At 45.9% G+C, this 18871-nt stretch carries 11 protein-coding genes; 4 read left to right on the top strand and 7 right to left on the bottom strand.

Features of this window, described 5'->3' with window-relative positions; genetic code table 11:
• Nucleotides 1-8 precede the first annotated feature (8 nt).
• From UNDKW_RS00990 to UNDKW_RS00975, 4 genes are read right to left on the bottom strand one after another with little or no spacing between them, the layout of a single operon-like run.
• On the bottom strand, nucleotides 9-2870 hold the full coding sequence (locus tag UNDKW_RS00990) for a thiopeptide-type bacteriocin biosynthesis protein (protein WP_162057225.1): 2862 nt from the start codon (nucleotides 2868-2870) through the stop codon (nucleotides 9-11).
• Nucleotides 2871-2905: 35 nt separating this feature from the next.
• On the bottom strand, nucleotides 2906-5038 hold the full coding sequence (locus UNDKW_RS00985) for a hypothetical protein (RefSeq protein ID WP_162057224.1): 2133 nt from the start codon (nucleotides 5036-5038) through the stop codon (nucleotides 2906-2908).
• Nucleotides 5039-5043: 5 nt separating this feature from the next.
• Nucleotides 5044-6795 (bottom strand): carbamoyltransferase C-terminal domain-containing protein, encoded by a 1752-nt coding sequence (locus UNDKW_RS00980; protein WP_232063191.1) that lies wholly within the window; start codon nucleotides 6793-6795, stop codon nucleotides 5044-5046.
• A 17-nt stretch (nucleotides 6796-6812) separates the two neighbouring features.
• Complete coding sequence (locus UNDKW_RS00975) at nucleotides 6813-7463, bottom strand: SRPBCC domain-containing protein (RefSeq protein ID WP_162057222.1); 651 nt, start codon at nucleotides 7461-7463, stop codon at nucleotides 6813-6815.
• A gap of 131 nt (nucleotides 7464-7594) precedes the next feature.
• Here UNDKW_RS00975 and UNDKW_RS00970 point away from each other — a divergent pair, with 131 nt between their 5' ends.
• From UNDKW_RS00970 to UNDKW_RS00955, 4 genes are all read left to right on the top strand, one after another.
• On the top strand, nucleotides 7595-8725 hold the full coding sequence (locus UNDKW_RS00970) for a JmjC domain-containing protein (RefSeq protein ID WP_162057221.1): 1131 nt from the start codon (nucleotides 7595-7597) through the stop codon (nucleotides 8723-8725).
• Between the two features lies 1 nt (nucleotide 8726).
• Entirely contained in the window at nucleotides 8727-9830 is a 1104-nt protein-coding gene (locus UNDKW_RS00965; RefSeq protein WP_162057220.1) for a class I SAM-dependent methyltransferase, read from the top strand.
• Nucleotides 9823-10899 carry a hypothetical protein gene (locus UNDKW_RS00960; RefSeq protein ID WP_162057219.1) on the top strand — a complete coding sequence of 359 codons (1077 nt, stop codon included), beginning with the start codon at nucleotides 9823-9825 and terminating at the stop codon, nucleotides 10897-10899. The genes UNDKW_RS00965 and UNDKW_RS00960 overlap by 8 nt, the downstream gene beginning before the upstream one ends.
• A 1357-nt stretch (nucleotides 10900-12256) precedes the next feature.
• Nucleotides 12257-13309: a TniQ family protein gene (locus UNDKW_RS00955; protein ID WP_162057218.1), complete on the top strand. Its 1053-nt coding sequence runs from the start codon at nucleotides 12257-12259 to the stop codon at nucleotides 13307-13309.
• Nucleotides 13310-13619: 310 nt separating this feature from the next.
• Here UNDKW_RS00955 and UNDKW_RS00950 read toward each other — a convergent pair whose 3' ends face one another.
• The 3 genes from UNDKW_RS00950 to UNDKW_RS00940 are packed head-to-tail and all read right to left on the bottom strand — an operon-like array spanning nucleotide 13620 to nucleotide 18869.
• Nucleotides 13620-15353, bottom strand: a complete 1734-nt coding sequence (locus tag UNDKW_RS00950; protein WP_162057217.1) for a TnsD family Tn7-like transposition protein — start codon at nucleotides 15351-15353, stop codon at nucleotides 13620-13622.
• Nucleotides 15328-16788, bottom strand: a complete 1461-nt coding sequence (locus UNDKW_RS00945; RefSeq protein ID WP_162057216.1) for a hypothetical protein — start codon at nucleotides 16786-16788, stop codon at nucleotides 15328-15330. Before UNDKW_RS00945 ends, UNDKW_RS00950 begins: the two co-directional genes overlap by 26 nt.
• The gene (locus tag UNDKW_RS00940) at nucleotides 16785-18869 is read right to left on the bottom strand and encodes a hypothetical protein (RefSeq protein WP_162057215.1); all 2085 of its coding nucleotides are present in this window, start codon (nucleotides 18867-18869) and stop codon (nucleotides 16785-16787) included. The genes UNDKW_RS00945 and UNDKW_RS00940 overlap by 4 nt, the downstream gene beginning before the upstream one ends.
• Between the last annotated feature and the right edge of the window lie 2 nt (nucleotides 18870-18871).

Raw genomic sequence — 18871 nt, 5'->3', positions numbered from 1 at the left:
GGCGGTTTTCACTCGGGAAACGCGATTGAGCAATGTGTGTTCACTAATATCTTCTTTGTCAGCAAAATTCGCCTACATAGATCGTATGCCACGCACTCATGCATTCGCTGAGAAAACCGAAAAAGTCTGTTTGCGCTCATGTGAATGCACGAGAAAAGCGCTTGATTTGTAAGACGGGGAGCTTGTGCGTAGTGTCTCCGAAGAGAATCGAGACCAAAATTCAATGCTGATTTGTCATGCAACCCAAACTCACCAAGACATGACACATAGTCCAAGAGTTTTGCACGTTCCATACGGAAGAGTTTGCCACTTAACATTCGTATGGACATATGATCAAGTTCAGGACAAGTTATGCTGCTTTGAAGGCCATCACAACGGTCGCAAGCCATTTCCATGGAGACGCCAGCACTTAATAATGTAGAGGTTACAAGAGCATGTCGAATGATTCTGCTGCTATCGCTTTTAAGCTCAACCGAGTCTAACCACTTTAGTGTTAACTCTGAGTCTAGCGTGAAGAGGGGGATCACATATGAAATGCCACTGTATCCGCCATATCGGGAAAACTCCTTAACATACAGCGTAGAGGTCCAAGAACGTATTTTCGACGAGTTAGTGGCATCCTCCAACAAGTCCATCACCATATCATTGACACATTGAGCGACGCCAGCTTCAAGCTTAGGCAATATACGAAACCGAATATGTGCGCCCGCCTTATCTACCTCACGAACAAAATGCCACTGCTCTATCCATTGCCGACAAATCAGCGAAAATAATAGTGGCGCTAATACGATCTGCAAGCATTTGTCGGTAAGGCTTTCTAAACAGTAGATATTGAAAGACTTCCAGCGTTCGTGCAATAAATTTTTTGAAGGCTGCGTACTAGGTAGGCAATCTGGTCCAGGGCCTGTGGTCGCTTCACGATGTTTTGAAATCGTTTCAGTTCGCTCATATGGGAGAATAACCTCGTAAACGTGCTGAGTACTGCCAAGTTTTAGCGTTGTAGCCGCAAAATCAGGGCACTCGGTCAAGATAACAATCGTTTGTCGTCTAAGAGCAGCCTGAATTATATTCATACATATTTCCAAATCACGGAAAAGAACAAGGTCTGGCTGGCCTGCTTCGCACAAACGAAACACCTGGGGAACTCTCGTACGATGCAAAAAATCAGCAATATCACAAATCGAACAACTTTCTATGGAGTCAGCACTAAAACGCCATTGCGCCGGACTTAGTATCACGTTTTGATATTCGATTCGTGGCATGAAATCTTTCGCCTCATTCTCCCCCCACTGCCAACGAAATGACCGAAATCGAGAATTCGACGCTAGCCTAGAGATGAAACGAATATGCGCAGGAATCTCTGGAATATCTAACTGAATTGGATGGGAGACATGTGGAATCACTAGGCATCCGCTCACGACATCTCGCAATTCAATCGTGTCACCCACAATCCTAACGGTAAGGTTGGCGAGTGGTATGTATTCGACGTCACCTGGATATCCGTCGGAAGCGATTAGCGCTGGAAAAGGGTTCATCCGAGAAAGGGTTTGAGTACCGTCACAATATGGAGGAAAGAAAAGTTCTGCATGCATGGCATTTGGAGTGCTAACAAAATTCTTGTCTGAGAATTCCCGGATCATATCGGCGATACCTTTATCGCCCTTGCCAAACCTGGCCAACAGGCGGGTAGAGTCAGGTCCGGCCACTGTTTCCAGCCATATCTTTTCCCCTCTAGCCGCCCTTTCAATGAAGCAAACAGCGTAGACAGATGCGGGCCATTGTTCCTCTTCGTGAATTGGGAGTCCTTCAAACAACTCAAGACTCAACTCTATTGGATCACTCCCTCCCTCTGAAATGATTTTTTCGAGAAATTGCGCGCGCAAAATTGAAAACTCTTCAGCCTGACGAGACCTACATTCCGTCGCACTAACCTTTGTGGCTAACTTCCCAGAAAAAAAATCCCCTAACAAACTTGACGCGTTCCCCTCAATCGTCAACCCGATCTCAGGATCAAATAATTCCATAAGTGGAATCTCCTGTGCGCCAAATCGCGAAGCCATTCCCTTACGAAAATTCTCCAGCGAATCTGGAGTAGGTGCTGCAACGCGCCCGAGAATGTCTATTGCTTGCCCAACTCTGTGTACCACATCTTGAGATATGCCTAATTGCGTATGATCAACACTCATTTCTTCAATTAACGAAAGACCATCCTCCTCAGAGACATCTGTTTCCGCGACTTGATTCGAGGAGATGAGAAATCTTCGTTGAGCGAGCGATCGCAAAACTTCAAGAGCATCTGCGTGGGATAGACCTGGATTCACCACTTCTATCCTTTCGGCAATTTCGGAAAAGGTGAGAGGTAAATTGAGCGACAAGAGAGTTCTAGCGGTCGATTCGGTACATTGCACAGATTCGACATAAATGCCATATTCATCCGAAAAATGCAGACATCTAAGCAAACCATCAATGCGATATGCAGAAGGATTTATCACCCATTTGAATGCATTCGGATTTTCTTTCGCTAGTCTTCCATTACTATTCCATTGATGCACTGGATCTAGACGCTTAACCAGCTTGAAAGCTCCCGCTTGGTCTTCAATATTTTGAGAGCAGCCAATATCTACAGATGCTGCGCCTGCAAGCATGCCAAACGGAGTGGGACGCATGGTGGCACGCGAAGCATATTTCCAGATAGTTTGGGATAACTCTACTGTTTCTACGTGTCCAACGGGCGACTCAATAGCCTTCGCTATGGCTTTTTCTAGAGATGCGCTACATGAACTTGCAATCGCCAATAGCCGTGCCAATTCTGGTGCCAAGTATTTTTTTGATGCTGCGTCATGCAAAGTCGCAAGTGGCTCGACCGCCACCCGTATCTGCGCCTTCGATAGAGATCTATATCGCATTATTCAAACCGTGCGGGCGGATCTGAATGATTTGTTTTCTCCAGGAATCGCAACTCATGAATTAGCGCCGCGATCGGGTATGGACCAAACTCTTCGACAAATTCGACACGCTCGTCTTCCGACTCCAAATCAAGCGGTCCGACCATTGCATCCCATTTAATTTCAAGCAAACTTATTCCTGTACTGATCGAACCAGGAGGGATCATGAACTTGACCTTTGAATGCGCGCGCGATGAAGAAAAGTCCCCTACAAGTATTCCGTTCAGATACACAGCACCGCCGCATCGACCACTCGGTAGTGGCGAAGAAATACGAAGTTGAAGTTCAGTCGCTAAGAAGGTTCCAAACGCAAACGAAACATGGCTAGTTAATTCAACAGCCACAAAATCATTTCCAATTTGTTCCCAACCACGTCTAGACATTTCCCTTTGTGCTTGGGCGAAACCTTTGCGCCTATCAAGAAAGAACAAGTGGCACAAATTACCTCCCCGGTCTGCTAGCTGATTCTTCACCTGCTCTTCTACGATAACGTTGGGATCAGAATGGCCAAGAGCTTCAGATAAGATATAGCAGAGATCAACATCGAATCGTGCATGATAAACGAATTTTAGAATGAAAATGGCGTGACGCTGGGGTAACGTGCGCTCGCATATTCCGATTGAACGCAAGTGAGGTAAGGTGATCCATTCCCTCTGAAACGTACACATAACCTCAAGCAAGAATTGCAAAAGTGGGCGGATCAGTGAAGAAGAAGTGAGGCTAACATTTACCCAATACGAAACCGTGGCGATTTGTTGTCCATTCTGGTATGAGTGTAGTGCGGCGCATATAGCCGCAAGTGAAACTTCGTGAGCATCGCCAGGCCCATTCATGAAATCAGTCTTAGGAATGGGGAACGTGGGATACGCCTTTTTTAATTTGAGATCATTAAATTTTTTTGCGATGCTTTGTACCGCCACTCGCAATCCGCTTGCCGATAAATGGCAGTAATCTAAGAACAACGGTTCTTCTAATTCTTCGGCATCAAACATTGCAGGGAGGTCAACGTAAGGCACGTCAAACAACTCCAAAATATTCTTCAATTCTGTCGCTGCTTCACGGGGAAAGCTCGGAACTGCATGCACAAACGGCCCCAACCCTGCAAAAGCAACTTGTCCGTATATCACGTCCGCATTTTGGTTCCCCAGAAGCTCGAGAGCTTTTGCATAAGCAAAGAGGCTCCGTTGACATGTTCCACCATCCAACTCCAAAGCGAACTTGGCATAAGTGAGGGCGTCGTGAAAATCACCCGCAGCAGCAGCTTGCTCCGATTTTGAAATATGGTCGATCCAGGTTTGCTGGTGGGATGCTGGAAGAACGCACGGCGTACGCTCCAAGGGAGTCCAATTTCGGAAATTAAACGGTGGAATAACGAACAGAATTGGTTTTCCGAATGCCTTACATACTTCAAGGGTTTCAATTACAAGAGGACCTAGCGTTGCTAAGTAATGCTTTCTTATTAATGATATGGTTGTAGTTATGTCTCCTGTCAGAAACGACCAGCGTAGGTTGAACGATCCATCTCCTGTTGCCTGAGCGTCGTCAATCAAAGTTGGCAATAACCACCGAGCCTCGTTATTGCCACAGTACAAAACTATTACGTCGGGATCAAGTGTCATGCTCGCCCTAATTATCGGAAGCAAGTTGCCCCTCCAATTCGCATTCACGCACGTGAGATCGACAACTTCAGTATATGATCCTGTTGCGGTGTTCAATTGCTTTTCTAGTAAGGTAGACAGGTTGTTTTTTCCAAAAAATCCCCAACTGCCGGCGGCAGACTCACCTACAAGAATTGCTCTACAACTGAGACTAGTTCCTCGTTCAGAACTCAATTCACGCAAATGAAAGCGGATTTCATCATTTGCCGTAAAGTTTTCAGGTAACAACCATCGGAATCCATTTTCGAAACGCTCAATGGTCCACGGCCCGATCTTAATTGGCACTGAGCGGAGATTGCTTTCGATCTTGGTCCCAGCCGAAGCTCGTGTCAGTGCATCAACTACTAATCGAGCTGGCAAAGAACTCGGCTCGATATGATCGAGGCCTATGGTTGATATGACTTCCCGAATAAAGTCTTTACGTGAGGTATCCATGACATCTAGTTAAACGAGTAAGTATCTGAAATGAATGGTCGAACCTCACGTGAGTATTCGATAAGTCTTTTCGCTCCAGAGGAAACGATCTCAGGAGGACACGCGACGCGGGTTACGATTAGGTCTTCGAGCACTAAAATATCCAGGCCACTCTCTCGAAAGCAGTTAAATGCATCCTTTGGTGAACACACGATAGGCTCGTCCGACATATTGAATGAAGTGTTTAGAAGACAACCAACATCCGTAAGTAATTCGAATTTTTCAAGTAAAGCTAACAAACGCGGAGGAGTATCGAGAGTCGTTGTTTGTATTCGAGCACTGCCGTCAACATGCACTGCAGATGGAATTCTTTCTGGTGACAAAGCTTTTGTCACAAAAGTCATATAAGGATCTACACTGTGCTCGAAGAGTTTTTTAGCGGCCCCTGGAAGGCAAATCGGAGCGAATGGTCGAAATCCTTCGCGCTTTTTGATCACGGAATTAAGATGATCGCGCATATTTCTGTTTCTTGGATCAGCTAAAATGCTTCGCCCACCTAATGATCGAGGACCAAATTCCATTCGCCCTTGGAACCATCCGACAGTTTCACCTCGTGCAATTCGAGCACTAATTTCTATTGCAAGCTCTTCGTCACCACACTGCCGGAATGGAATTTTCATTTCACGAAGAAAGCGTTGAATATCTTCTGACTTGTACGACGGGCCAAGGTATGGATTCAATTCGGTTTGCGCGGGCCAACATCCTGCCAAATCAAAATGTGCCAACCTGGCCGCTCCGATCGCAGAACCACAATCTCCTGCACCTGGTGGACAAAATATATGCTCAAAAATCGCACTATCGCGTATTCTGGCATTAGCTACGCAATTTAAAGCAACTCCTCCAGCCACACAAAGTCGACTTTGCCCTGTTTGATCAACTGCCATCCGTGCGAGATCGAGTAGCGCGGTCTCAAGCAACTCTTGGGCGCAGCGGGCAATATCCGCGTGAATTTTCTCAACAGGGTCATCTTGTTTTCTAGGCGGAATGTCAAGTAATATCGAAAGCGCCTTGCTATAACCACGCCCACTTTGATCGAAAAAGATTGGGTTAAGCTCAAAACCGACGTCAGGCAAAAACTTGAGCAATGCCTTCATGATACGGGCATCGTTAGCGTCACCGTATGCGGCGAGACCCATTACTTTATATTCATCTGAGTTAACATTAAAGCCAAGAAATGACGTTATTGCAGAGTAAAAGAGCCCTAAGGAATGAGGGTATGGTGAAGCAAATATCTGTCGAAGACCGAATTTGCCAGCTTCAAATATTCCTGTCGTAGTTTTCTCGCCAACCGCATCGGCAATTAGGACAGCAGAATTCTCAAAGCCGGAAGCACCAAATGCGTGCGCTGCATGACTTGAGTGGTGAGGAAAAACTCTAATTTCTCCGTCGTATTTTAACCGTGACCGGATATATGCTGCGGGTCCACCAAAACTGTATCGACGACGCGAAGCATTGCGAAGCAATGGGCCGCCATTTGCACTATCGCTCATGACGCGATGCAACTTTTCATTTGGATCTTCAAAATAAGCGATGCTCGTTAAGTCATTTGGAGTAGCACCTAGCGTGTCCAGACAAAACCGGATCGCATTTGACGGAAATTGTGCGTCAAACTTTATTCTGGTAAATCGCTCTTCCTGTGCTGCTGCAACTAATTTCCCATCGAAAAAAAGTGCAGCAGCGGAATCATGAAAAAATGAAGAGATACCTAATATGAGCATCAATATGATTAGGCCGACTAAGCCTGGTCAACAAGATTACGTAACACAGTTACATTCCCAAATAATTTTTCGCTATCTAAGGAAATTTCCGAAAAATCAAAAGGCTTACGGAGCCCTTTTCCGGGTTCAGGAACGAAAACCAGAGCACTCCCAGTTTTTGGTGTTTGAGATACGATCTTGCGCGCTATATCGTTCACCGCCCTAAATTTGCCAGCTATTGCACCAACTAGACCCAAATTGTGCGACCAAATTTTCCAACGCTCATCGTAGTAAACTTGAGCTTCCGCTGAAAGAGTAGAAATTCCCACATGATCAATCAAAATTGTGGTCGCGTCACCATCCGTCTCCAAACGAAATTCAACTTGGCTTGAGCCTGGAGCTTCCATGCCAGGAAACGTCGCATGCTCAGTCGGACCTCTCCATTCTATTACGAGGAAATTGGAATCCAGTTGGGAAATGGTACACCCCTTTGTGGAGTCACCTTTACTGTCCTCACGCCAATAGACTTCATACTTGCCCCCTTTTCTGGGATCAATATTTGCATGTGAGGCGCCAAACCATGTGGCTACCGAAGACCCCTCCAACAGTATTCGCATTGCGTCCGCCAGCGGCACGGGGACATAGACAATTCGCGTTCGTTGATTGCTAGCAACTGATTTTTTGACCATTTCAAAAATCTCCGGTAAGTTATCTATACTGCTAGACTAGGTTATAACATTTTTTTCAATTTGACCAATATTTATTGACCTATTCGGTCGACTTGCTCTCTTTTTGACACAGACCAAAATGGTGAACCTTAATGCAAACTTTGTTCGAGATTATTTCTTCCGCTAGTACAAAGGGGACGCACTTGCATCTGCCGGGCCAAACCTTAGTGGTACCTCAATTTGGGCTTGATGAGGTTGAAACCTATCTATTTACGATCGCCCCCTTTCCCTTAGGAGTTGTGCAGAAAGTAAGCCAGGCAGAGCTTCCTTCAGATCTCCTAGATCAGGGATCAGAAGACGCGTTTAAGGCATTTAGTGCCGGACAAACCTTAGTTTTACATGGTGTGCAACGCCGAGTTCCGTCCATCGCCCTTTTCGCGGGGAAATTGAGCAAAGAATTGCATTGCGAGGTCCGAATCAACGCATACGTTACCCCGCCAAACAGTACAGGTTTCGCGCTTCATTTTGACGAACACGACGTCCTCGTGGTTCAGACATCTGGAACAAAAAAATGGACGCTTCTCGAACGAGTTTCGCCAGTGCCTTTTGAAACAACACTAATGGCTGAACATCAACGTGCGTTTGTGAAGTCGATCGACACCGCTCGACATGCGGTTCTCGAATCAAATATTGATAACATACAAATCAACTTGGCTGTGGGAGAGATGCTTTTTCTGCCTCGCGGAGTTCCACATAAAGCATATGCGAATCGCACACCATCCGTTCATTTGTCGATTGCGCTCATCGCACCATCACGAGCGGAAGTTGCTGGCTTGGCAGCCTTCATTTCCAGCACAAAAGTTAATCTTGGTTCGCAACTTCATTTCGAGGGTGATCCATTACTTGAAGCAAGCTTTGGAGAAGATTTACTTACAACGATCAATGCACTTGAAGCTATCAGGCGTCAACGCCAATTAATTCCTGTTCCGAGTCAATTTCTCTACAGCTTGAGTCACTCCAAAGAGCTTACCACCACGTCAGAACTCGAATGGCGCGGAAATATATATCCATGGATGGGAGTTTTTCAAGGTGATTTTGTAGTGGTAATTCATGATCGCATACTTAAAACTGACACGGAGACGCGACAAGTCTGGACGAAAATCATAGGGATGCCTCGCTTTAGGGTTGAGGAACTTCCACTTGACGGCTCAAAAAGGTGTCTAGAATTTGCAGCCGAACTCGTTCGTCTAGGAGTAGTCCAGCTCACATTAAGTGAATATTAAAATGCCTAATTTTGCCTTCAAGAAACTCGGGGATATTCCTTTCCTCGCTAGTCTTTCCCAATTGCAAATAGCTGAGATTACAACCAGTTTGAGCGCAATTTCTCTACAATCAAGCGCTGTACTCTTAGCAGGGAACTCTCTTGATCATACCGTCTTTATAGTTATCGAAGGAGTCCTTTGTTTTCATTCGGCAGACGGCCGAAGGAGCGCTCCACTTGAATGCGTCGGTTCAATAATTTGCAGGGCGAATATTCCCGCGGAAGTTTCAGTTTCTATGCCGTTGGGGGGCTCTGCGTTGATTTTTTCTGGGGATATGGACAAAGACACTGGTTTTTTAGATTTAATGCGACGTTTTGCGCCAAGAATCCCGAATCTCCCATTCGTTTTTTCGGATGAAGACCCACCGGACTTGATATTACTTAATCGGCTTTTGGGCACTAAACAATTTGATCATGGCATTGATCTCGGATGTGGAGGCGGTCGCCTTTCTCAAGCCCTCTTGGGAAGAGTCGGCAGAATGACAATGTTTGATCGTAATCCAGTTGTGCTGTCGGAAGCCAAAAGCACATTGAAATTTGCAGGAAATGGAAAAAATATTCAGTTGGTTTCTGGCGATTTTCACAGTCTCCCCTTTCAAAAAGGGAGTTTCGATCTGGTTGCAAGCCGGCTTGCTGTTCATGAAGCATATTCGCCAAGGTTTATACTAGAACAAGCATTTCAAGTATTGCAATCAAATGGCGTACTTGCTATTGTCGACGTCATTCCTCCGAGTGGAGTCGAATCAGTAGAATTATTTGAAAAGATAGAAAAAACCTTAGATGCGAGATTTGGTGGTGCAGAGACGCTTCCATCGTGGCGCGATCTTATGGAATCAGTAGGATTTTCCGATATCGAAATCAATTGCACTCGCATTCGCCGCACCTTGGAGGATCGGCCCGGATGCGCTGCTTCACGTGATCAATGTCTCGAAGTATTCTCAAAAGCGTCATCAATAGCACTGAAGGAGTTAGCCGTCGTCGGACTGTCAGAGAATAGAAACACTGTGGACGTTTCGTGGATTGACACAAGGATCGTCATAATTGCAAAGAAAAGCTTATATGAATAAAAATTGTGAGCATGCGGCCTTCCTATCCAATTCCTGCACCTTTAAAATCCTCGATAACGGGTTGGGAATCTATGGGGAAAATGGTACTGGAGTCGCTATCCCAGGATATCGCTATCCGATAAAGATTATTGAAAACTTACTGACTCACAGACCAATTTCAGATTCGATCAAGAAGATTTCTAACGAAGTCGGCGCAGACGTTACCTCACTTGTCGAAGCGCTTTTTAATAACGGAATTCTGAAATCCAAGGTAGAAGGTAGTTCATCAGAGTTGTCGTTTCATTCCGCTCTTTGTGAATTATTAGATCAGGTTGACCAGTTCATATCACAATCCCAGCTAAGTGCCAACGGACTGGAAGATCCTACGCCTACGATCGAAATTTTGCGTTGTGCGCTAAGCTTAGCCCAAGGCAAGCTTGATTCCTGCAAACAACAATTTAGTCAAATTGATCATATTGAACTTGAAAATTACAACGGCGGAAAACTTCGTCTGATTCTTGGCGCAGGTAAGATGAGAGCACATGGATGGACGGCTATCGATTTAACAAGAGACGCACAACAGCGATTCGATATTACCAAGCAATGGCCGCTCACCGAATCTTGTGTCACGTCAATCTACATTGGACATGTTCTAGAACATTTTGAAGAAAGCATGGCCAAAGCGACTCTTGAACATTCATACCGCGCGCTGATTTCTGGCGGGTTCATAAGAGTCGTCGTTCCCGACGCCCGAGCATGGCTCAAGGCATATGTAGATAACGATAACGACTTTTTTGAAGCTGTTTATAACGCTTGGCCGCATTGGCGCAGTTGCGATTCCAAACTCAATCTTGTAATGACTTATTTAGGTGGTGGAACTGCCTTGAGTCGGGCGTTTGGCCATAAAAGTGCTTATGACTTTGAACAGATGTCAAGAATGTTGAAGTCTGTCGGCTTTACGGACATACAAAGGAGTACCTTTGGCGCTTCGTTCCCTGATGGCTCTAAATGTATTGACAATCATTCGTCTCTAGCAACCATCACCAAAATGCCAGATCAATTCGCACTCTACGTATTTGCCAGAAAATAGTCCAATCGAGGTAGTCTGTTGAAATCGCAACGGGTGGTGCAAATTATCGAGCAAAGTGAGGCAAATTTCTTTGAAAATCAATATGCCTGCGATGATACCTTTAGCAAGTATCATCAATCAAGGTATGAAGAATGTGATTCAGAGGATTTTCAACAATCCGGAAACTGCGATTAGCCACTGCCTAATCTGCCATTATTTGCCCTTTACAAGCCGACCGTGACTGGTGCATATGCGTATCTCTTCTGGATTTTGAGAGCGGGGAGACTCACTCACACTCTATGACCAAGATGGTACAACAAGTCTTTATCGCCGTCATCCCGCAACTATTAAGGGGAGACTTGATAAGCAATTTCGATTACCTGAAAAATCTAACTAGCCCTTAATTATTTGAGCAACATGCAGCCACAGATATCGGGGTGCACAATTTATTAACCAGAGTTTCACAGTTCATTGCCTGAACGGCCAATTCTACTAGGGAACGAATACGACTAATAAAAAACGCAAGCACTCCACGGTAAGAGCCGACTCTATTGACCGGATACGGGACGAAATGCTTGCGTTACCCTAAAGTGTAATCAAATTTTCCTGATACGTAAATTAATTTGAGCGGTATGTAGTTCATCTAAAGATAAACGGGATGATGAACTCTCAAAACGATGCTTTTAAGAAATGAATTTGACTTTGATCTTACTGCATATTGTGTCGGAAATAACACAAGTACAATCAGGTGCCATTGGCCCTCGTTGCAATTAATAACTAAACAAAATTTCCCTCCAACACTCAACGTGTGCCTTACGCAGCAGCGCTTTGCTCACTGTAGTCAGCTGTCAGAGTTCCTACACCCGCAAGAGTAGGTCCAAACCAGATGTACAAAGGTAAAAGCCTCCGCAAACGGAGGCTTTTACTTGTTACAGTCCGATCCCTCTTACCTAGACCTGGCTAGACCAAAAGTTTCCTTCTGGCAGGTGGTTCCTCGCATCGGCTGTGGAACCTTCTTATAACGTTATGGACGAAATATAGTACTTATAGACGCTATCGTCAATAAGCTGTAGATATGCAATTACTGACAGGATGCCAGCAACACCTATCCTTCCCTATCCAGTTCCATTTCAAACATTAATATTTGCAAATGCCACAATGCATCTCTTGTGTTGTACATGAATATGGCAAGCATAAATCTCGCTCATTTTGTGGGCATTTACCAACGCATAGACTGTTAACTTTTTAGTTTCTGTGTTTACATTATCCATGTGAATTTCGAAGCACCTGATACAGATACTTTTTATCAAACCCAGCTAATTGGTCGCTCATCAATTACTGATCAAAAAAAGGGAATTGGATTCCTGTGGGACATGCCATGACACGTAGTCATCCGATACCAATGCAAGACGAATTTGCCCTGGGAATATTAGGCAGATTTGCACGCATGAATGCAATTCCTTCGCTTGATTTAGCTGCTAAAACAATTAAGCGCCAAACAAATGAACGTGACTCTCAACTTCTGTGGCTGATCGCTGAACTATGCGGTAAAAGCAAATGTGATTTTTCATCGAAACATTCTGTTCTGCCAGTGTTAAATCCAATCTCAAAATCCACAGGAAATTCTTTAGAGAGTTGGAGTGACTTATTTCTTAAAAAAAATCGAGCTATGAATTGTCTGCAAGGGCATATAAGGTGGTGTCAGGAATGCTGCGAAAACGATATTAATAAGCATCACTTTAGCTATTGGAGGCGATCACATCAGATAGTAGGGATCGACTGGTGCCCGCATCACCGCACTCCATTGGCTAAGACTAATCAAAAATTCGCCATCAACAATCCAGGACATCCGTCAACCATTGACACGGTTCCGACAAGGCTGGCGACGATCAAGCAAGAAATAGAAAATGCAACCCTAATGCGTCTTCAGGAAATCATGTTCGGGTGGTTGCAACGCTCATACCCGATCGGACTTCAAGCATGGGCGAATGTCATACGTGTCAAATGCAGTGCTGCAGGACTGCGTATTGGTGAAATTGGTAAGCGTCCTGTGGTAAGCGATCTAATACGCGAGCATTTTCCAAGCAGTTGGCTAAGTCGGCATATGCCTGAGGTTGCCAACAAATCTCCAAATACCTTTGTTCGTAAAATTGATGGCGCTTGTATTGACAAGCATGTCGCATACCCTGCATTGGCTTATGCGTCTATCTTATCAGTCCTGTTTGATTCTTCTGAACAAGCCCTACATGCTCTTGATGCCGCAAATCTTCAACTGGACATCCAGCCATCGAATGAGAATGTGAATGAAGCACTGTCAGCATTTCTTGAAGGTGCATCCTTGCATGATGCATGTAGAAAATCTGGAGTTAATGTGTCGAGTGTAGAAAACGCTGTCAGGCACCATTTACAACAATTTCTGGTTCGACCTTAAATAGAATTCAAATTTGTAGGCGCGTCACATCCAGACCTTAATGGTACATCGCAGAAAACATCTTATTGACGTTGCCGACTTTATGTATTATTTTTGATGCGTAGTCCCTTCACTTTCGAACCACACCAGGCAATTGGAGCCAAAATGTCGTGTCAGTGCAGGGACTTCATTTGCTTAATTTGTCTTACGCCCCAGTTGTTAATTCGTAGCGCATACGTATAGGCTTATAGCGAACCGGGTAACCTATGGCGAGGTGCTACTGTCAAATCAAGCGAAACTTCTTTGCCTTACGCACCAAGCGTTGAGGTAATCACAAGGGCTCCGCAACTAATACGAATGCCAACGCCTTCACTGTAAGCGGCCATCGCTCTGGATAGCGAATTACTTTTTCGATACGAGGAAATGCTCGCTTAAGTTCATCTAATCTCCATACTGATGTGCTTGACTCTCGGCTCAAAGTCAGTTTTTTCAGAAATACTGCCATTCGCTCGTCAGCATTTTCTATTCGTCTCGCTGCATGATTAGTTATCTTAATTTTGCACGTCCCAGCAAGTGATGCCTGAAGCCAAACGCGGTCATTACGATATAGCCACGCATAGGCAGAAGGTTCCAGACATCTTAGTGCCTTGATACCCATATACTTACGTAAAGGCAGAAGGTTGCTCCAGGCTCGTCGTGCGATGTCACCACGTTGCTTATATCTGACGCTGTGCCAGTGCTCCTGTAAGCCAGGCACGGTACGAAGTATTCGTGTGACCGTGACCACAGAGACTTGGCATTGCCCACCCACATCTGATTTGTCTGCACCTGCACGCAACATAGCCACAGCTTGATTCCATAATGTAGCGCTCAGCTTCTTCGGGCGACGTAGCACTTCAAATGACTCTTTTGAAGCCCATGCAGCCATGGTTGCGTAAGCAACGCCAGCTCGTAGCGCTGCGGCAGACAAACTTAATTGGCCCGTGCACAACATCGCAATAATCTCCATTTGCTCGCGTGTTGGTCCGCGCATTGGCTTGTTTGGTGCAGGCAATTCATCTTCACAATGATTGATATAACCAGCCAATTTGTCATACTCAGTTTTGAAATGAGACAAATCATTAAACCAGGTCGAGATCCAGATCAGGTAACGCAGTGGATGAGTCATACCACGACCAGATAAGATTCGCAGAAACTGAGTCCGCAGAAGATGGAGGTCTGCCTCGTGATTGATTGCGGGCAAGCAAGCCAAATTCGAAACCAGTTTTTCAAGCGAGACTTGGACTATTGGCCACCGGACACGTCCGCTTGCATAGGTCAAACCTAGACTACATAGGCGAATTCTGAACACTTCCGCAATGCGCACCGGATCTGCAAAACTTCCAGACGGACAGTTCAGCAATTCATTGCTTAATTGACTGAGCTTTAGCAGCCAGGCAGTTTCATGTTTCGACAGCCTACGATCTTCCAATCCCGCCAGCGGCGCGCAATTGGCCTGCGTAGGAAGCACCCACGCAAAACGCGCTACTTGCAGCAGTTTCAAGCTGGAGGCCCTTAAAGGAATAAGATGCTCTGGGCAGAGCCAAACACTGGGCAATTGGTGGCTACGCCTCCAATACGCCCACCCATGTCTGTCCAGATCACTGCAGATACATTGTGGGCATGCTTTCAAAGGATGTGCGGCTCCAACCCCACTCGTTAATAATCCTAGCCGAAACTTCAAATGCCCGATGCCTGGGCCACAAAGAGCACTCACAGCCTCGTTACCCACTTCAATCGATTTGAACGGGAGGTAAAATGGTAGGAGCGTCCGATCACGAATGATTTCAGAAGCAGTTCCCAGACAACCATGGCTCCTGGTAACCAGCACCGCAATACGAGCTGGAAAGTCATGGGCAGAACCAATGCGCGTATCCCCAAAGAGTTGCAAGCAAGTATTCTTGTCCTGGCCATTGGCTGCCAAGCGATGAAAACGGCTACACCAACTGAATAACGTTTCGTCAGGCAAAGGGTCAAGGCCAACTGTAAAATTAGGGAAGTCAGTTTGTATTTTGATCGCTTCCATCGACTTTCTCCAATGATTTCTCAGTAGTCTTTGATGAAGATTTCGGTTTAGACTGCGTGTCACGAAGTAGCTGCGCCCCCTCTAGCAATGACTGTGCTGAAAGTGGTGAACGTTTAGGCAAGCGAGATACCTTTGCATTGATTCGCTTTTCTACTGGCAGTTGAGACACCTGGCGCAAATCGTGCAGTGTGGCTTTCGCTTCAACGCTCATAGTGCTTTCGACTAAAGCACTTGATGCATTAAAGCTTGATAGCAAGTGAAGTCGACCACCATCAGAAGTAATCTTTGTAACCGGTCTACTTGTTGGAGATTTAATTAATTCGCTGAAAGCACATGCTAAATCCGGTCGTGTTTTTTCCATCAGATTTGAGACGTTCAGAGATGCGAGGTCTTCAATGTCCTTGCGATGAATGCTAAAAGTTCTACTCCGGTAAGCTAATCTAACTTCATCCATCGTCACGAACGATTTCCCACGCCGCAACGCCTCCCGGTATGCCTGAAGAAGTAAATTCCGTAATGCCCTGAAAAGTCCTGCCGTCAGGCGATGTAGTTCTTGCGCATGCGAAAATGCATCCAGCCTAAAGCACTCTGACGATACAGCGAGGTATTCCTTGATGACATCTACCCACCAAGAGTCATTTGCTTGTGGTGGAAGCAGCACAATGGGGGAAGCCAGTAAGCGGTCCTTCTCTTCTTGGGGACGCTGAATTAGCTTGTTCACCAGGGAATAGTTCGCGACAAAGATAAGTGGAGTGCCCAAATTTGCCAGGGTCATGATGAGTTGCGAAGATTTGGTACTAGCAGTACTACTCTGTGTGAAAAACTGCATCTCGTCAGCGACCAATGTACAAGTGGCAGTCGCGGAAAACCAATCTCGTACGTGCGTCATCAATCCATTTAGATTTGACATGCTCTTACCACCTAACGCAATGGGATTCGACAGTTCTTTAAGTACGCCTTGCACGGATGGTTGAGCATCTATTCCTAGTCTTCTTACTGGCAGCAAGATCAACTGATGCCCCTCGGTGACAAATTTGCCACCGTTATCGAGCTGGCACATGCGTGCGAACGCTTTCATCAAAGATGACTTACTCACTCCAGCCAATCCGGTCAAACATTGAATCGGCGGTACACTCAATGGATCTCGTCTATATCCACTACGCTGACGGATATAGTCCTTGATGGTTGGGTATGCGCAAGAGGAAAAATAAACAGCTTGATCAAGAAAATTACGCAGGATATGGATATGCTGTGGCCCCGGTAAAAATATTTCTTTCCAGGCATGTTCAAGCCTTCTACATGCTTCTTCGACTCCCATAGATTGCAATTCGGTAACAGGTGCAACTGGCATATAAGTTGCCCGCCAAATGGCTTCATCCGTATTTAGTCGGTTAAACCAATACAACCATTCATGCTTAGAAAATTGCTCATTCATCGACCACCTCCGGCAGCACGAAGGTAGGCCATGATCTCTTGTCGCTCCTGTACAGAAGCCGCTTTAGTACGTCGGGACCGGCCAGGCTTATCCACTGCTTGCTCAAAAGGCCTGCCAGTTTGAGTTTCAAACTCCCCCTCATATTCAGATTTTGCGGCGAGACGGTGCGACTTCAGTTCCAACCTTCCATCGCGTCTTATTTGTTGCAACTGCTCAATCTCAACAACAGATATATATAATTGTTCTTGCCCGTCGCGGATGCTGAGCATGGCATCCACCTCAATTAGCTGCGTTCCCAGATCAATCCATAAATGACGCACGCAGACATCTAGCATGTATCCCTTCAGTTTGTAGCGTCCAAGATCGTGGGCCATTTGCAAGATCCCAGAATGCTTTAGTGCATCTGAATCAAAACGTGCATCCATAAAATACACAGCATCGTCTCTAACGCTCACCTCAATAGAAGTTAAATATGCTCTGACTGCATCTTCGAAATGGGGAGTGACGGCATGGTTTCGCCCTTTACGATCAAGGTACTGCCAAAGCGAAGCCGGTGTTGGGAAAACACCTTCTTTGAGCGCGTCATAATTAAGGCGGTCACTCACATCAATACTGTGGTTGTCGGCAATAGTGCGCAAAATTTCCTGTGCTGCAATTTGCGGAATGGAGAGCTTCGTTTCTTGATAACTCGGCTTTCCTTCCCGCTTAACTTGCTTGGGATGTGTAGTTTCCACAGAAGCCTTTGACTGCCCTGCATAGCTTGGCGCTGCCTCTTTGATGGTGGGCTTTAGCTCTGGATCAGCAGAATCAGCTTTCGCAGTACTGCCAGGCCCCCGGTCATTAATAATATGAGGCGAAATACCGATACTCGGCCAATCGTCCGGTTTAATATCTACACCGAATAGACTGCAAAATTTGACTTTCCCGATTGCAGCGCAAAACAAAGCCATGCGGTAGGCAGCGGCAGTCTCAGCCCCAACAGAAAACCCAATTCCGACGAGCATTCCAGACCCTATGCAACGAATACGAACAACCCACAATGGTGGCAGATGACTTCCTGGCAAATAACCTCTGGCCACCTGATTACAGTAATAAGCATCTTGTTCGGTCCGCTCCATCAGGTTTCCGACACTTTCTGCAAAATGCCCTTGAGAATGCGTCAGACTGTTCCTGACCCTAGCATGCCCATATTTATATACTTGGCGAATTTCAAGTGGAAATTCTTGGGCAATGCGGTAAACAAACTGCCCAATTGATGCAAAAGGTCTACCAATAGGATGTATAAATGATTTGCGTCCGGCTGGATCAGTTTGTACGACGCAACCAAACACCGAAATAAGCGTTCGACGGTAAATCCGGCTCAAGTGCTGGCCGGGGCCAGCAAATTTGCGATATCCGTCCAACATCCGTTGAATCATTTCTGCGTCATTCGCACTGTATCCATGATTTGCACCACGAATACGTGAGGGCCGACCAAACTTCCTGTCACGTCCCATGCGCTTCCATTGACCGATGAGCTGTACAGCATAATGCAATGCCCACCGACTGAATCCGAAGCAGATATAAGCGTAGAAGGCTGTTCGTAATCGAGTTTCGTTTTGCTTCGGACTGCACATTCTTGCATGAGCATTCATTAACGCATCAGGAGACTCAGCAGCCAGGATTTGATTCAAATTTTGCACTAGAGGCCACAAGTGGGCTAGCGTGCGATCGATGCGTTCTTCATGACTTGTCTTACGATTCTTGCGAGGTTCCGCATACTTTCGCAACTCGTCAACCGAGATACCCGAAAACCAAGGGGGCAACTCGTGCTGTTCGTCACAGAGTATGATCAGGCCGTCGTCCAATCCTCGTTCGAAGCAACGACGTGAAAGAAAGTGCAGGACGGGCCGGAAACCAAATGCGGCTCCTCGCTTACGGCTAGCGGTTTTGATGGGGGCTTTGGCTGAAGTCGGTATTTTGCTAAATTCGACTAGCACGACGCGTTCCCTTGCGGAATCGCTCCGCAACAAGTAATACACGACATCCTTGCTAAGTGTTTCGAATCCTTCAGGGGAGAATAATTGAGCACCAGTTTGCATGA

The organism is Undibacterium sp. KW1 (assembly GCF_009937955.1).
In the GTDB taxonomy this organism is placed as follows: Bacteria; Pseudomonadota; Gammaproteobacteria; order Burkholderiales; family Burkholderiaceae_D; genus Undibacterium.
This window is presented reverse-complemented; position numbering and strand designations above follow the sequence as displayed.

Coding starts and splice junctions, on each gene's coding strand:
- UNDKW_RS00985 (WP_162057224.1), bottom strand. CDS start 5,038: ATGGATACCTCACGTAAAGACTTTATTCGGGAAGTCATATCAACCATA.
- UNDKW_RS00980 (WP_232063191.1), bottom strand. CDS start 6,795: ATGCTCATATTAGGTATCTCTTCATTTTTTCATGATTCCGCTGCTGCA.
- UNDKW_RS00975 (WP_162057222.1), bottom strand. CDS start 7,463: ATGGTCAAAAAATCAGTTGCTAGCAATCAACGAACGCGAATTGTCTAT.
- UNDKW_RS00970 (WP_162057221.1), top strand. CDS start 7,595: ATGCAAACTTTGTTCGAGATTATTTCTTCCGCTAGTACAAAGGGGACG.
- UNDKW_RS00965 (WP_162057220.1), top strand. CDS start 8,727: ATGCCTAATTTTGCCTTCAAGAAACTCGGGGATATTCCTTTCCTCGCT.
- UNDKW_RS00960 (WP_162057219.1), top strand. CDS start 9,823: ATGAATAAAAATTGTGAGCATGCGGCCTTCCTATCCAATTCCTGCACC.
- UNDKW_RS00955 (WP_162057218.1), top strand. CDS start 12,257: ATGACACGTAGTCATCCGATACCAATGCAAGACGAATTTGCCCTGGGA.
- UNDKW_RS00950 (WP_162057217.1), bottom strand. CDS start 15,353: ATGGAAGCGATCAAAATACAAACTGACTTCCCTAATTTTACAGTTGGC.
- UNDKW_RS00945 (WP_162057216.1), bottom strand. CDS start 16,788: ATGAATGAGCAATTTTCTAAGCATGAATGGTTGTATTGGTTTAACCGA.
- UNDKW_RS00940 (WP_162057215.1), bottom strand. CDS start 18,869: ATGCAAACTGGTGCTCAATTATTCTCCCCTGAAGGATTCGAAACACTT.